Source organism: Cupriavidus sp. 2TAF22 (assembly GCF_052115045.1).
Lineage (GTDB): Bacteria > Pseudomonadota > Gammaproteobacteria > Burkholderiales > Burkholderiaceae > Cupriavidus.
Genome location: NZ_JBFRFX010000061.1, coordinates 16,555 through 31,703, shown reverse-complemented (window position 1 = coordinate 31,703; position 15,149 = coordinate 16,555). Strand labels below are relative to the sequence as shown.

The 15,149-nt window shown below is 64.7% G+C and carries 10 protein-coding genes and 1 pseudogene; 5 read left to right on the top strand and 6 right to left on the bottom strand.

Features of this window, described 5'->3' with window-relative positions; genetic code table 11:
• Positions 1-470: 470 nt before the first annotated feature.
• Together AB4Z48_RS37210 and AB4Z48_RS37205 are read right to left on the bottom strand one after the other, a co-directional pair.
• A pseudogene (locus tag AB4Z48_RS37210) lies at positions 471-728 on the bottom strand (transposase); the annotation flags it as partial.
• Between the two features lie 105 nt (positions 729-833).
• Complete coding sequence (locus AB4Z48_RS37205; RefSeq protein ID WP_441623385.1) at positions 834-3,590, bottom strand: UPF0182 family membrane protein; 2,757 nt, start codon at positions 3,588-3,590, stop codon at positions 834-836.
• 927 nt (positions 3,591-4,517) lie between these two features.
• On the opposite strand from AB4Z48_RS37205, the gene AB4Z48_RS37200 reads away from it, so the two are divergent.
• Positions 4,518-5,528 carry a CAP domain-containing protein gene (locus AB4Z48_RS37200; protein ID WP_441623383.1) on the top strand — a complete coding sequence of 337 codons (1,011 nt, stop codon included), beginning with the start codon at positions 4,518-4,520 and terminating at the stop codon, positions 5,526-5,528.
• Between the two features lie 497 nt (positions 5,529-6,025).
• Here AB4Z48_RS37200 and AB4Z48_RS37195 read toward each other — a convergent pair whose 3' ends face one another.
• The 3 genes from AB4Z48_RS37195 to AB4Z48_RS37185 all read right to left on the bottom strand — a co-directional run bounded on the left by AB4Z48_RS37195 (position 6,026) and on the right by AB4Z48_RS37185 (position 10,783).
• Entirely contained in the window at positions 6,026-7,627 is a 1,602-nt protein-coding gene (locus tag AB4Z48_RS37195; RefSeq protein ID WP_441623381.1) for a UxaA family hydrolase, read from the bottom strand.
• Between the two features lie 9 nt (positions 7,628-7,636).
• Complete coding sequence (locus tag AB4Z48_RS37190) at positions 7,637-8,815, bottom strand: UxaA family hydrolase (RefSeq protein WP_441623379.1); 1,179 nt, start codon at positions 8,813-8,815, stop codon at positions 7,637-7,639.
• A 222-nt stretch (positions 8,816-9,037) separates the two neighbouring features.
• Complete coding sequence (locus AB4Z48_RS37185) at positions 9,038-10,783, bottom strand: IclR family transcriptional regulator domain-containing protein (RefSeq protein ID WP_441623377.1); 1,746 nt, start codon at positions 10,781-10,783, stop codon at positions 9,038-9,040.
• 49 nt (positions 10,784-10,832) lie between these two features.
• Between AB4Z48_RS37185 and AB4Z48_RS37180 the strand changes: the two genes are divergently transcribed.
• Genes AB4Z48_RS37180 through AB4Z48_RS37165 form a run of 4 tightly spaced genes read left to right on the top strand, consistent with a single transcriptional unit; the run spans position 10,833 to position 13,921 of the window.
• The gene (locus AB4Z48_RS37180) at positions 10,833-11,654 is read left to right on the top strand and encodes a ribonuclease activity regulator RraA (RefSeq protein WP_441623375.1); all 822 of its coding nucleotides are present in this window, start codon (positions 10,833-10,835) and stop codon (positions 11,652-11,654) included.
• A 26-nt stretch (positions 11,655-11,680) separates the two neighbouring features.
• Entirely contained in the window at positions 11,681-12,130 is a 450-nt protein-coding gene (locus AB4Z48_RS37175) for a nuclear transport factor 2 family protein (RefSeq protein ID WP_441623374.1), read from the top strand.
• Positions 12,131-12,134: 4 nt separating this feature from the next.
• A complete protein-coding gene (locus tag AB4Z48_RS37170; protein WP_441623372.1) occupies positions 12,135-13,634 on the top strand; it encodes an aldehyde dehydrogenase (NADP(+)) in 1,500 nt (499 codons plus the stop codon).
• On the top strand, positions 13,628-13,921 hold the full coding sequence (locus tag AB4Z48_RS37165; protein WP_441623370.1) for a Dabb family protein: 294 nt from the start codon (positions 13,628-13,630) through the stop codon (positions 13,919-13,921). The genes AB4Z48_RS37170 and AB4Z48_RS37165 overlap by 7 nt, the downstream gene beginning before the upstream one ends.
• A gap of 93 nt (positions 13,922-14,014) precedes the next feature.
• Here AB4Z48_RS37165 and AB4Z48_RS37160 read toward each other — a convergent pair whose 3' ends face one another.
• The gene (locus AB4Z48_RS37160) at positions 14,015-15,148 is read right to left on the bottom strand and encodes an L-talarate/galactarate dehydratase (RefSeq protein ID WP_441623368.1); all 1,134 of its coding nucleotides are present in this window, start codon (positions 15,146-15,148) and stop codon (positions 14,015-14,017) included.
• Position 15,149 lies beyond the last annotated feature (1 nt).

The window sequence follows — 15,149 nt, the reverse complement described above, 5'->3', positions numbered from 1 at the left end:
CAACCATAGTGGGCGTTGGGAGCCGTTGCCAGGCGCAGGCTCGCTCGACGAGATGGCCCAGGTGGTCGTCACGCTCCTGGAGCCGTACCTACAGCCTGATAATTATTAAATCTATTTACGGGATGTTGTACTAGGACGTTCTGTGTGACGACGTGAGCGGCGGCCGCGCAACCCGACGCTCAACGTTGCGCGAAGGTGCGACCCAGAAAAAAGCGGCTCTCGACCGGTAGCGAGAGCCGCGGAACGTCCATGAAGAAGTCGGGCAACCATTGCGTGTTGCCCGCACCCAGTATCCGCCAAGCCGCGAGAGCACGCAATTGAGGTCGCTCAATCGGCAGACATGCACAGTAGCCGGTAACTAACAGCCGACGCCTTGGTTCGACCACGACAATCCCGACGGATGCAGACGAGAGGAAAGGGCAGGGCGACTTGAGAAGCGCGGATGTGCTTTAAGCGGCCGATGGCGAACGGGCCAGGCTCAAGAGAATCTCTTCGCAGAGGCGACGCCCGGACCGAATGCCAAAGCAGTAGCCCACGATGAGCATGCGGACCATCAGCTCTGGATCTATGGACCTCCGGTGTGGCAGCAATGAGGCGCCAGATGCTGGCGCAGATCGACAAGATCAAAGAATCGATCAATGCCTCATAAGAGGTGATTCGAGGGTATGGTCGTCAAGGTTGAACGAGTAGAAGAGCCGGTCCTGCGATCCACTTTGTTGACCCATCATGGCTGATACCCTCGTCGATCGATGATCTCAGGGAGAGTTGCCGACGCCAACTGATGCCGAGTCTTTCAAACAGTATCGGCCGGAGGCTGCCGTTGGGCAGTCAGGTTATTTCCGTCCATCGGAACCTTCCGTGCCGAGCGCTTCAAGCAGTGGGCGCATGGCATCGAGTTCCATGCCAAAGCCGCCCCAGTCTCCCGCCTTCAATCGCTCGATGGCTCGGTTGTAGTGCGCTAATGCGTCGCGGGCGCGCTTGCCTCCGGCGCCTCCGGGCGGTATCCCCGCCGGAGGCGTATCCTTGAAGAGCGCCGCCAGGGCCGCGCCCAGCGTTTCCTCCATGACGACGCGGTCTCCATAGGCGACGATCACGCGCTTCAACTCAGGCAATTGCCCGGATTCCGCACGTAAGTAGAGCGGCGAGACGTAAAGAATCGAGCCCTCGATGGGCACGACCTGCAGGTGGCCGCGGATGACGCGCGAACCCATCTGGTTCCACAGCGAGATCTGCTGTGAGATTTCCGTATTTTGCTGGATGCGTGCCTCGATCTGGAACGGGCCGTAGACCAGCTTGTCCTTGGGGAACGTGTAGACAACGAGTTTGCCGTAATCGGGTCCATCGCAACGCGCCGCCAGCCAGGCAATCATGTTCTCGCGCCGGCTAGGTACCATCGGCAGCATGAGAACAAACTCGGCACGCGGCTCCGCGGGAAGCCGCACGATCATGTAGTAGGGCATCATCGGCGTGGCGGGAGCCTTCGCCGCGTCGATGTCGGCCAGGTTGCGCGGGAACTGCCAGAGATCCTCGCGGTTATAGAAGACTTCCGGCGCTTCCATGTGGTACGCGCGATAGACCTGTGCCTGGATCAGGAACAGATCTTCAGGGTAGCGGATATGCTGCCGCAGCGTCTCTGGCATCTTGCCCAGAGGCTTGAACAGGCCCGGGAAGATGCGCTGGTACGTTTGCACGAGCGGATCGGCAGGATCGCTGACGTAGAAGTCGACCGTGCCATGGTAGGCATCGATCACCACCTTGACCGCATTGCGGATGTAGTTGTCGCCATCCTCGGAACCCGGCGGCGAGTACGGGAACCACCGGCTGGTAGTGTAGGCATCCTGGATCCAGAAAAGGCGCCCGTCGCTTACGACGATATAGGGATCATGGTCGATGGTGAGGAACGGCGCGATCGTGCGCACCCGATCCTGAATATTGCGATGGAGCAGGATCCGGCTCGCGGGCGCGACATACTCGCTTACGAGAATATTGGGATCGCTGAATTGCCAGGCGAAGAGTGCCTGGAGCGCCAGGTTGCCAATGGCAATGCCGTCCCGCCCGTGATAAGTCGTGTAGACATTTTCCTCGGCCTTGGGATAGTCGAATTCGGGCGTGCTGCCATTGACGATGACGTAGTCCTTGCCGCCTTCTCCGAAATACAGCCGCGGCTCCTGGATGGTCGGCCCGCCGGTGGAGACAGGCGGAATATTCTGCAGATAGAGGGTCGGCAGGCCTTCCGGGGATTTCTCCTTGACCGGTGACATGACGACGCCATTGCCGTGGGTGAACAGGAGATGCAGGTTCACCCAGGTCTGGGCGTTGGCCGGAAGCAGCGATGGCTCCAGTTCCCGCGCCGACAGCATCACCTGCTGGTAGCCGGCACTGAGCCAGTATCGGTCGATATCGGTCGCAAGGAACCGGTAATAGGTTCTGATCTCCTGCAACTGTGCGTAGGTATCCCGCAACGGCTGCAGGTCCCACAAACGGATGTTGTCGACGGTTGCCCGATTGGCGTCGAGCGCGGCGAGATTCAGGTTTTGTTCGGCCGGAAACGGCTTTACCGCGATCCGCGCCAGCCCATAGGCCTCCCGCGTCAACGCAATACTGTTCCTGATATACGGCGTCTCAAGCTGTAGTTCGTTCGGCTTGACGTAGAACCGTTGGAACAGCGCCGGATAGATCAGGGTGAGTACGATTGCGCCGCCGAATATCGTCAGTATCGAGACGGCGGGAACCCGATAGTCCCGCCAACGCAAATTGGCCCATGTCGCGACCGCGGCCGCGGCGGCGAGGCCCGCAAGTAACCACAGGACGGGCAACTGGACGTGGGCATCGGTATAGCTGGCGCCCACCACGACACCATTGTCGCCGTAAAGCAGCAGAAAGCGATCGAGCCAGTAAGACCAGGCCTGCAGGAGGAAGAACAAGCCCAGCAGGATCGAACCGTGCGCGGCGGCGGCTGGCGACAACCTGCGCGGTGGCAGCATGATCGCGATGTCGCCGCGCAACCCGTAGACCACGGCGGCGACGCCCGCGCAGCCACCGAGCAACAGTTGCAGCCAGTTCCTGAGCGCGACATAGGCAGGCAGCGAGAACAGGTAGAAGCCGATATCCTTGCCGAAGATTGGATCGGCCTTGCCGAACGGCACCTGCTTGACGAAACGAAGCGCGATGTCCCAGTTAGTGATATCACCCGTGGCGATGAGCAAGCCGAGCAGGACGGCCACGCCGGCGATGGTGGTGCGCCAGCGAAGATGCTGCGCGACTTCGCCGATCAATTCACTCAGGACTTCCGGCGCCCCTGGCGGAAGGACCGTGTCCGCGCCCCGCGTGCCCAGGCGCCTTGCATGGCGGTGCGCCAACCATCCGGACAGCCATAGCGCGTACGCCGAAACAGCGAAGACGGCGCCGAACAGAAGCGCCCGGGTGACAAAGATCGTCCAGAAAACGTCGCCGTAGCCGACGGAGGAAAACCACAGCCAGTCAATCAGCAAGCCGATGACGCGCCCGACCATGATCAGGCCAGCAATGACGACCCCAGCCGCGATGGCAATGCCTGGCAGTCGTGTACCGGGCCTCCCGGGCAAGCGCATCGATCATGCTCCTTTCTGGACCGCCATCCATGGCCTGCCGCGGTCGGATGTCGGCGCAATGCTGATCTGCCAGCGGCATGGGGCAATGCCTGTGGGATAGCCGCGATGACGCATCCGGTATCAGTCAAACATCTGCGTGAAGTCGCCCACGTAAACCATTGTAGGTTTGGAGGCGAAGGGTATTGCGTTTGTCACCACACAATCTCCGCCGGCCAGCGTATGTTTGCAGATGACGATGTGCGCCATACACCGCTAGGCCGAGTCGACCGCGGCTGGATATCGAGTCGTGAGCAGCGTCGCTGCCTGCAGGCTGCCGCAGCAATCGGGGTCGCACTTAAACCAATGGGATCGCCGTGCTCATTGTTATGTAGCATAACAATTTAACATAATAATGATTATGTGATTTTTAGTTCACGTCTAGTGATGCACTACCACTTGCCGCCAGTCGACATTGCCTTGCGAGATCCTGCGAGCAGGTTTGCTGCTTCTTGCCGCGAAATCGCCAGAGCGATTGCTAACTGCGGTCGCAAAAGTCGAAGCCATCAAGACCGGGCGTCCACCGAAGGCCTAAACGTCATGCGTGGGGTGGTTGGGGTCCACTCCCTCGAGCACGCGAAACGCTTGTAGTGCGCCTGCGTGACTCGCCGGCCCCTATCGGATCCTGGTGCTACTGCATCCGGGTGCGTTACGTGTCAAACACTAATACTCAGATCCCTCTCCGGGGGTACCTGGACAGTCTCTAGGTTCTTGCATCTGCATGGGCGCCGACGGCGCGCCCTACCCACGCCCCCGGCTAGTCGCGCCAGGCGCGCATGCACCTGTGCACGAATCTTCCCAGTATCGCGTTAAGTCTCCGGAAGCGGATTTACCAGGGTCACCCGCGGATCCTTAGCCCCGCTTGTACAGACCTAAAATAACCGGAAAAACGTGAAACAGAGCCTCTTCGCAATTGCCGCGATGTCTACCTTCGTCGCGGTCTGCGCCAGCATAGGTAGCGCTGGCGCCACCCCTCCAACGATCGCTTCAAACCTGCCACGCACACCGACCATCAGGAAGGAATCGTCGTCTTCTGCTTCGACTGCGATCGCGCTCACATCCACTTACTCCAGAACCGACCCGCGCCTCGAATTCTTCAATGCGCTCAACTCCCTGCGCATCGCAATGGGTGTAGGCGCGTTGCGGCAAGACGCCGCCCTGGACGCCGCGGCCGAGAACCACCTGGAGTATATGAAGCTCAACGCGGTGATGAGCCACACGGAGATCCCCGGGAATCCTGGTTTCACCAGTCCCGATCCGTACCAGCAAGTACTCACCGTGGGCGGCTGGCACAAGCAATGGGTTGGACAGAATGCTTACAACGGCGAGATTGGTCGCTGTCTTGCCACGATGGCGAACTCGGTTTACCACTTGCAAGGGATTACCAGCAATCAGGAGACCATCGGCATTGCCATGCATGACAATTACTGCGTGACGAACTTTGGTGTGGTGACCGCAGCCGGAACCGGTGGCTATGGCCTCGCCCAATGGGGCGGCCAACAACTGCCTCCCGGCACTGGCGCCCACTACCCGGCCGACAATGCCAACGTCCACGGCTTGTTCATTCCTGGCAACGAGATCCCGAATCCAGCGCCCGATCTGGCCAGAGCCGGTCCCCCGATCATGTTTCGCGTCAATGTTGAAAAGCCATCTGACGTGCTGAAGGTCTCGAACTTCATCCTGACGGGGCCTGGCGGCAGTCGCGTACCGGCTCGCATACTCGTGCCTGCCGAATCCAAGGCTGGCTCGGTGGCTTCGGCTGTCGAGGACACGAGCTTGTTTCGAGGGGTAGTGTTCCTGCTCCCCACGCAGCCCATCGCTGCCGGCACATACACAGCAACTTTCGCAGGCTCGCGAAATGATGTGGCGATCTACAAGTCCTGGCGTTTTACGGCGTACTGATCAGCCTCTTCCGCGTCTAGGCAGGCCATAACCGATACCACCGACGGCACGCGCACGTGTGCCAGCGTTTCACCTGATGGAACACCGTTGGGATTGTCAGACCCGCGCCATAGAATCGCCGGACAAACAAAACGCCGGCATTCATCAGGCAATGGATGACGCCCCCATCCGCACAAGTTCACGCGTTCGCACCACACTTTGCGGCATCGCAACGACCTTGCTGAAGGGCTTGTATGTGGAGTCCGGCGGATATGTTCCGTGCGGTGGCCGGTCAAGCAAAGGCTTGTCGGGCGAATTGGATGCGGAACCGTTGGCCGACGGCTGCATTGATCCGTTGCCGGCGCACCCCCCAATGAGCGTCGCCACCGGCCGAGAAACGGGCGAGAAGCTCCACGTCACCAGCGCCCGGCAGTCGGTAGCGCCCGGTGTGCTGCGCTCCGTCCCGGCCGCGGGCCGCCTATTCTGCGTCTCGCGCGGGTGAACCCTGCACCCAGGCGTCAGACCGTGACCCCAACGGGCCAGGGCACAAACTCGTGCTCGCCCACCCCAAGCGCCTCGCTCTTGGTCTTGGTGCCCGACGCGTGGTCCAGAATGCGCGCGAAGATCTCGCGGCCCATCTGCTCGAGCGTGGCGTCCCCGTCGATGATCGGGCCGCAGTTGATGTCCATGTCCGCCTCCATCCGCACGTACATCGGCGTATTGCTCGCCAGCTTGATGGTCGGCGCCGGCAAGGAGCCAAAGCACGAGCCCCGGCCCGTGGTGAAGCAGATCAGGTTCGCGCCGCCTGCAATCTGGCCGGTGGCGGACACCGGGTCGTAGCCCGGCGTATCCATGAAGACCAGGCCATGCTGCGTGACGCGCTCGGCGTACTCGTACACCTCCATCAACGGGGCATTGCCGCCCTTCTTGGCGCCGCCCAGCGATTTTTCGAGCACGTTGGCCAGCCCGCCTGCATTGTTGCCCGGGCTGACCTGGCCGTTGATCTGCGTATCGCGGCCGGCGTTGTAGCGTAGCCACCAGTCGATGCGCGCCACCAGCTTCTGGCCGACTTCGGGCGTGCGGGCGCGCGCGGTCAGCGTGTGCTCGACGCCAAAGATTTCCGACGTCTCCGAGAGGATCGCCGTACCGCCGTTCTCGATCAGCAGTTCCATGGCGCGTCCCAGCGCCGGGTTGGCCGACAGTCCCGAGAACCCGTCCGAGCCGCCGCACTGCAGGCCGATCGAAATATGCTCGGCCGAGACCGGCTCCCGGTGCACGCGGTTGGCCTCGGGCAGCAGCTCGCGGACGATGGCCACGCCGGCATCGACGGCCTTGCGGCTGCCGCCCGCCTCGCGGATGACCAGCGTGCGCAGCGTGGGGCCAGGCGCCAGGCCCTGATCCTGCAGGAAGGCCAGCAGTTCGTTCTCTTCCTCGCCATAGGCCACCACCAGCGCCGCTGCCGTGTTGACGTTGCGGATCGTGCCGCCCAGCGTACGCCGCAGCATCGCCATTGGCTCGCCGCTCAGTTCCATGCCGGCGCCCTGGTCATGCGCAAAGCCCGCTACGGCGTCAACGTTCGCGTATCCGGCGATGGCTTCCGGCCGGAATGCCGAGGCGATCTTGCGCACCACCGCCCCCGCGCGATGGCTGATCGCGAAGATTCCGACGACGTTGCGCGTGGCAACACGGCCGTCCGGCCGCACGATGCCCATGAAGCGGGCGCGCTGCTCCGGCGGCAGGATGCGGGTCGGCACGTAGTCCAGGCCATGGCGATAGTCCTTCACCACATCGTCGAACACGATATTGTGGCTGTGTGCCCAGGTGCCGGCGGGCAGATCCTCGCGTGCGAAGCCGATCACCGTGTTGTACTTGAGGATCGGCTCGCCGCGCTGGATGGCACGCGTAGTCACCTTGTGCCCGGCCGGCACCTTTTCCAGCGTGAGCAGCGCCGTGCCGCCGCCTTCGTTGGGCACCAGCGTGCCGGCCTCCACCTCGACGCGTGCCACCACGACGTTGTCTTTCGGATCCAGCCGGATAAACGGGTTGCGCAGCACATCGGCGGACGGCTTGGCGGCCGGCGGAATGCGGAGCGGCTTCGGTTCTACAGTGACTTTGTTCATGGGAATTCCTTATGCAAAGACGCCGATCGACCAGGGCATGAATTTCGATTCGCCGGTGCCAAAGTATTCGCTCTGCGCTTGCTGTCCCGATGCATACGCGAGCCACTGCTGCAGCAGCCGCAAGCCGGCCTGCTCGGCACTGGCACCTTCGGCCACCAGTTGCGACCCATCGATATCAAGGTCGTCTTCGTATTCGGCAAACTGCGTGGCACTCACGGCGACGTTTACGGTCGGCACGGCGGCGGCGCCGAAGCCGGTGGCTTCAGGCCGGGCCACGCACAGCAGCGTTGCGCCCGAGGCCACCTGGCCGCTGGCGCACACCGCCTCATGACTGGGTGAATCCATCAGCACCAGGCCGTGCTGGCCGTCGGCGAGCGGCTCGGCGTACCGGACAGCGGCGTCCAGCGCACCGGCGCCATACCACGCGGGCACGCCGGGCGTAGCCTCGGCAGGCTTTACGGTGTCACGGCCGGCCGTGTAGGCGCGCCACCAGACGATGGTCTGTTCGACTTCCTGCTTCAGCGCATCGGTCCTGGCCCGCTGCGCCAGCCCGGCACCCGTGGCGGCAGTGTCGGAAACGATAACCGTGCCGCCGGCCGCGACCAGTTGATCAGCGGCCGCGCCGATGGCGGCCTGGACACGCGACGCTTCGGCATCGAGCGCTTCGCCCTGCAGGCCGACCGTCAGGTGTGCGGCCGACACCGTCTGGCGCGCGAACTGGTTGGCTGCCGGCAGCATGGCTTCGATGGCCTTCACGCCGGCCTCGATCGAATTGGTGGTGCCGCCCACCTCCTGCAGCACCACCGAGTGCAACATGGGCCCTTCCACCAGTTCCTCCTGCTCCAGGAACGCGTAGATGTTGTTGCGGTCGCACCCCAGGGCCAGCACCACGGCGCCGGCCACGTTCGGGTTGCGGATGCTGCCGCCCAGCGTGCGGCGCAGCAGGTCCATCGGCTCGCCGCTCTTTTCCATGCCGCATCCGAGCTCGTGGATGAACGGCACGACGCCGTCCACGTTGGGATAGGCGGCCAGTCGTTCGGCCGTGAAATGGTCCGCCACCTTGCGGGCCGCTGTCGCCGCGCAGTTGCCGACGATCAGCACGCCCAGGTAGTTTCGGGTGGCCACGCGACCGTCGCCGCGTACGTATCCCTGGAACTGGAGCGCCGATGTGTTTGCAGCATTGGCCATGGACTGGGGTCTCCGGTATAGCCAGGTCGTCCCACGTCCTGGACTTTGTCATTGCGGATGGCAACCCCCGGCTCAGTGCCCGAGGTATGTCTCACATGCTATAGACCAGCGCCCCGTTACGGAATCGTCGGATGCGCCGTTCCCGTGCACGATACCCAGCCAGTTCCAGCATGTGGAAAATCCGGGCGATTGTTGAGGATCGGCCTCGCAGGCCACGTGCCGCTACAGGTGCAGTTCGAACAGGCACCCCGACAACGCTGCCTTGCCCAGCACATCAAGCGGCACCTGCTGCCGCGACGACGTGATGAACAGGCGGTCGCCCTGCGCCCCGCCCACGCAGACGTCCGACGGACACGGCACCGGCATGCCGACCACCCGGTCCAGCGTGCCATCGGGCAGGAACCGCATCACGCTCCAGCCGTCGCACAGCGCCGTCCAGATACCGCCGCCGTCGTCGATGGCCAGGCCATGTGGCCTGCCCGCGCCTTTGGGTACCGTGGCCAGCCGGCGCACTGCCCGGCTCTCTGGATCCAGTACGAGAATCGAGCCAGAGCCCGGCGTCGTGGCATACAGGTGGCCGCCATCGGCGGACCAGCGCAACGCTTGCACGGGTTCGGCGATGTTCCATTGGAGCTGCCACGCTTCGCCCTCGCGCCACGCGCCAACCTGACAGCCACCGGCTGACACAGGCACCGCCACCCACAGTGTGCCGTCCTTGTCCGCGCACAGCGCCCGCACGCCAGACGCCGCTCCTTGCCAGGCGTCGGCCGGCCGTATGCTGCCATCCGCGCCCACGATTGCCACGCCGTTGTCGTGCACCACAAGCAGCGCATCGCCCATCGGCTGCATCGCCCGAATCGGCGCCTCGACGCGCACCAGCACCCGATGCTGCATGGTGCCGTCGGGGGCCACATCGAGGCAGCGTACCGCCGGCGCGAGCACATCGGCCCACCGCAGGCGGTTCGCATCCGCGTCCCAGAACGGATACGCGCCCTGAAACGCCCATGGCCCCGGCACCGCCTGCACGGCGCTGCCGGGTGCAATGGGCTTGAGTGCCCCGATTTCCGCGCCCACGCGCCGCGCGGCCTCGGCGATCTCCGGACCCAGCAGTTCCAGCCGCTCGCGCGTCAGCCGGTACGCCGGCCCGGCCACGCTGATCGCCCCGCGCACCGCGCCCTGGCTGTCGACGATCGGCGCGCCGACACACCGCACGCCCAGCACGATCTCCTCGTCGTCGATGGCATAGCCGCGTGCGGCCGTGATGTTCAGTTCGGCGTTCAGGCGACGCCGGTCCGTGATCGTCAGCGGCGTCAGTGGCTTGAGCGTCAGTTCCCGCACGATGTTGTCACGCGCGGCGCCGTTCATCGCCGACAGGATCGCCTTGCCCTGGCTGGTGCAGTGCAACGGCTTGCGCTGGCCCAGCGCTGCCGCCGAGCGCTCGCTATGCGCGCCGTCGCAGCGCTCCAGGGAAATCACCTCAAGTCCGTCCAGCGTCGCCAGGTAGCACGTCTCGCCGGTCAGGTCGCGCAGACCACGCATCTCATTGGCCGCGGCCGCCACCAGGTCGGGCATCGTGTAGGCCTGCCGCGCCATCTCGAAGCAACGAAAGCCCAGCCGGTAGACCTTGCGCGCGGGATCACGACGTAGCATGCCGCGCGCCACCAGCGTGGCCAGCAGGCGATAGATCGTCGTGCGGGGCAGCGACAGTTGCTCGGTCAACTCAGTCTGGCTCAGCCCGTCGGGGGCCGCGCCAACGGCCTCGAGTACATCGATGGCCTTCTCGATTGCGCCGGTACCGTCACCAGGATTCGCGGACATAGCGGTTTGTCTCAGTATTTGGAAATCGGCCGCCGATTCGCCGTCGGCGCCAGCCTGCGGCCATTCTAAAACCGCCGAAAGCTGACTAGGATGCCTGCAAGGCAGCGGCGCGACGCACACGATCCACGCTGGCTGCAGCTGTCCCAGCATATGGGACAAATCAGAGCACACCCAACACTTTCATTCAGCGAGACACAGCATGCACGTCGTCACCCCGCCGCCGCTCACCACCATTCCGCAACGGGCTCCGGCCCCCTATGTGCCGGATTCCGTACTGGACCGCCTGGCGAAGGTGACCAGTGGATCGCTCACGACCCAGCTCTACATCAAGGGCTTCCGCCAGCCCGTATTGCATGGCCTGAAGCCGCTGAACACGAAGATCAAGCCGTTTGCGGGCCGCGCGTACACGATGCGATTCATCCCCGCGCGCGAAGACATCGACGTCTACGGCAACCTGACCACCGAACCGTCGGCCGACAATCTGCAATGGGTCGGCGTCGAGCAGATCGAAGCCGGCCATGTGCTGGTGATCGACAGCAACCGCGACGGACGCGCCGCCTCGATGGGCAACATGCTGATCACGCGGATGATGATGCGCGGTGCACGTGGCGTGATTACCGACGGCACGTTCCGCGACGGCGTCGAGCTGTCCCAGATGGACTTTCCGATCTGGAGCACCGGCGTCACGGCCACCACGCGGTTGTCGTATCACCACGTGGCGGACCTGCAGGTGCCCATCGGTTGCGCCGGCGTGGCCATCTATCCCGGTGACGTGATCCACGGCGACGGCGACAACATTACCGTCGTGCCCGCCCATCTGGCCGAGGAAATGGCTGATCTCTGCGAACGGCGCGACGACATCGAGGCCTACCTGGCGCTGCGCGTGCAGGCCGGCGAGGCGTTGTGGGGGCTGTACCCGCCCTGTGAAGCCACACGCGCCCAGCATCGCGAATGGGTGGCCGCCGGCCGGCCGCGGATCGCGCCCGTCACCCCGATTGCGGCCGCCGGCGGCGCCCGCTGAATCCCGCCACTGCCAAGGAATTCCGCATGACGACATTCACGCCCGACTACTACGACGCCCTGATCCGCCGCTACTTCGACGCCTGCAACGCCGCCGACTACCGGGGGCTGGTGGACTGCTTCACACCCGACGCGGTGCATTACTTCCCGGCCGGGCTGCCCGAGGTGCCCTGGCGCTCGGCCGACACCATCGCAAGGAAATGGATCTGGTGCGTCGAGACGCTCGGCTCGCAATGGACCATCGAACGCATCCTGATCAGCCACGACAAGCCCGAGGCGATGATCGAATGGACGCACTGGAAGAACAAGAGTGGCACCGCCCTGCGCGGCGCCGAGTGGTACGACTTCGATCCCGCCACCGGCAAGATCAAGGAGATCCGCGCCTACTACGCGTCTCCAGCCGACAAGACCGCGACCATCAACGAGCTGGTGGCCTTTGACTATGCCGCGCGCGGCTATCACCTGAAGAGCGAGTAAGCGCGTGACCGATACCCCAACCCTGCAATCGATCGATGCCCGCACGGGCCAGCCGTCAGGCCAAGCATGGCCGGCATCGACGCCCGCACAGATCGCGGCCACAGTGGCTGCGGCATCCGCGGCGTCCGCCGACTGGGCAGCGAGCACCGGCGCCACACGGGCGCGTCTGCTGCGCGGCCTTGCCGAAGCACTGGAGGCCGGACGCGAGCGCCTTATCCCGCTGGCCGACCGAGAAACCGCGCTTGGTACGGCGCGGCTCAATGGCGAACTCGATCGCACGGCATTTCAGTTGCGTGGATTTGCCGACGTGGCCGAACAAGGCGCCGTGTTTGCGGTTCAGGACGATGCGGCCGTCGCTGGCGCACCGCCTGCCGGCCGCCCTCGCCTGACGCGCGTCCGCGTGCCGCTCGGTCCCGTGGCGATGTTCGCGGCCAGCAATTTCCCGTTTGCGTTCTCGGTGCTCGGCGGCGACACGGCGTCTGCACTGGCCGCCGGTTGCCCCGTGGTAGTCAAGGCCCATCCCGCCCATCCGGAATTGTCGCGGCAGACCGCGGCGCTCGCGCGGGAGGTAATGGCCAACCAGAAGCTGCCTGCCGGGTTGATCGGCTTTGTGGAAGGCGCGGCCATCGCCACGGGCGTCCAGCTCGTACAGGCAGACGCCATTGCCGCCGTGGCATTTACCGGTTCGTTCGTGGGCGGCACGGCGCTGGCCAGGATCGCGGCGCAGCGGCCGCGACCGATTCCGTTCTTCGGCGAACTGGGATCAGTGAACCCGGTGATCGTGTTGCCGCCGGCGTTGCGCGGCGATGCCACGGAACTGGCGCAGACGCTTGCCGGGTCCATCTGCCAGGGCAGCGGCCAGTTCTGCACGAGCCCCGGGGTGATCCTCGTGCCGAAGGATGCGGCTGGCGACGCGTTCGTCGACGCGCTCGCCACGCAGCTTGCCGGCCTGACCCCGCATGCCATGCTGACGCCGGGTATCCGTCACGCGTTCGACAAGGGTACCGCGCGCTGGGGCCAGGCGGCGGGCGTCCGTCCGCTGGTGGCGGATGTGGCCAATGCCGATGCCACGCCGCGCCCGTATCTGGCGCAAACCGACGCCGCAACCTTCATCGCCAATACTGGCTTGCATGAGGAAGTATTCGGCGCGGCGGCGCTGGTGGTCCGCACCGATGCGCCGTCGCAGGTCATCGACATGCTGCGTGCGGTAGGCGGATCACTCACGGTGACGCTATGGGGTGTCGACGCCGGCACGGGCGCACCCGATGCCGCAACGCTTGCCCTGGTTCGCGCCGCTTCCCAGGTGGCGGGGCGCGTACTGTTTGCAGGCGTGCCGACGGGTGTTGCCGTGACCGCCGCGCAGCACCATGGCGGCCCGTTCCCCGCGTCGACGGCACCGGCTACCACGTCGGTGGGCTACGCCGCCCTCGACCGCTTCCTGCGTCCCGTTGCGCTGCAGGATGCGCCAGCCTGGCTGATCGACCGCAAGGGGGTGCCATGCTGAGACACATCGTCCTGTTCCGGCGCAAATCCGATGTGGCGCCAGACGCCCCGCGCGAGGCCGCGCTTGCGGCGCGCATGGCGGCCCTTGGCGCCGGGATTCCAGCCATCACTTCGTGGCATTTTGCGCGCAACGAGATGGACCGGCCGATCTGCTGGGACTACGTGCTGGAATCGGAGGTGGCCAATGCAGCCGCGCTCGACGCCTATCTGTTCCACCCGTTGCACCAGGCGCTCGTGGCAGACCTGAAGCCGTACTTCGAGTGGGCCGCCGTGGACTACACGCTGTAGGCCCACCCGGCAGGCTGCCGTGCAAGCGCGTGGCCTGTGCAAGAAAAGGGGCGCCTGACAATCAGGCGCCCCTTTCTGCTTCAGGGCCCCGCTTCAGGGCCGCTTGCCGAAGCTCGCCGTATCCTTCGTCCAGCGCCGGGCCTGTTCGCTCAGGCTGAAGCCAAGACCTGGACGATCGGGTACCACCATGCGCCCGTCGCGCAATTGCAGGCGCTCGTTGAACATCGGCTCCAGCCATTCGAAATGTTCAAGCCACGGTTCGCGCGGATAGGCGGCCGCCAGATGCAGATGGATCTCCATCGCGAAATGCGGCGCCAGCCGCAGCCCCTTGAAATCGGCAAGCTGCATGATCTGCAGGAACGGCGTGATGCCACCTACACGCGGTGCGTCAGGCTGCACGAAATCGCACGCACCCGCCGTGATCAGTTGCGCGTGCTCGCCGAAACTGGTCAGCATTTCGCCAGTGGCAATGGGGGTGTCGAGCGATGCGGCCAGCGCGGCGTGGCCTTCGGTGTCGTACGCATCGAGCGGCTCCTCGATCCATACCAGGTCGTAGGCCTCCAGGGTACGACCCATGCGTTGTGCCGTGGCACGGTCCCACTGCTGATTGGCGTCCACCATGAACGGAAAGGCGTCGCCCAGATGTTCGCGCACGGCCTTCACGCGCCGCAGGTCTTCGGCGGTATCAGGCTGGCCAACCTTGATCTTGATGCCGCCGATGCCGTTCTCGCGCGACTTGTCGATGTTCTTGAGCACCTGGTCGAGCGGCATCGACAGGTAGCCACCCGACGTGTTGTAGCACTGCACCGAATCGCGGTGCGCGCCCAGCAGCTTGGCCAATGGCAGTCCGGCGCGGCGGGCTTTCAGGTCCCACAGCGCCACGTCGAACGGGGCAATGGCCTGCGTGGTCATGCCGCTGCGCCCCATCGATGCGCCGGCCCACAACAGCTTGTTGAACAGGCGGCCGATATCGTTGGGATCCTCGCCGATCAGCTCGCCGGCCAGCTCCCTGGCATGCGCGAACATGCCGGGGCCGCCCGCCCGCTTGGAGTAGCCGAAGCCGGTGCCCGAGTGGCCGTCCTTTGTGAAGATCTCGGCAAAGATGAACGCGATCTCAGTCAGCGGCCGCTGGCGGCCCGTCAGCACCTTGGCGTCGCTGATGGGTGCGGCCAGCGGCAGGATGACCAGCGAGAGGTCAATGGATTCGATACGGTCTGAAGTCGTCATG

Coding starts and splice junctions, on each gene's coding strand:
- AB4Z48_RS37180 (WP_441623375.1), top strand. CDS start 10,833: ATGCACGTCGTCACCCCGCCGCCGCTCACCACCATTCCGCAACGGGCT.
- AB4Z48_RS37205 (WP_441623385.1), bottom strand. CDS start 3,590: ATGCGCTTGCCCGGGAGGCCCGGTACACGACTGCCAGGCATTGCCATC.
- AB4Z48_RS37190 (WP_441623379.1), bottom strand. CDS start 8,815: ATGGCCAATGCTGCAAACACATCGGCGCTCCAGTTCCAGGGATACGTA.
- AB4Z48_RS37160 (WP_441623368.1), bottom strand. CDS start 15,148: ATGACGACTTCAGACCGTATCGAATCCATTGACCTCTCGCTGGTCATC.
- AB4Z48_RS37185 (WP_441623377.1), bottom strand. CDS start 10,783: ATGCTGGGACAGCTGCAGCCAGCGTGGATCGTGTGCGTCGCGCCGCTG.
- AB4Z48_RS37195 (WP_441623381.1), bottom strand. CDS start 7,627: ATGAACAAAGTCACTGTAGAACCGAAGCCGCTCCGCATTCCGCCGGCC.
- AB4Z48_RS37175 (WP_441623374.1), top strand. CDS start 11,681: ATGACGACATTCACGCCCGACTACTACGACGCCCTGATCCGCCGCTAC.
- AB4Z48_RS37165 (WP_441623370.1), top strand. CDS start 13,628: ATGCTGAGACACATCGTCCTGTTCCGGCGCAAATCCGATGTGGCGCCA.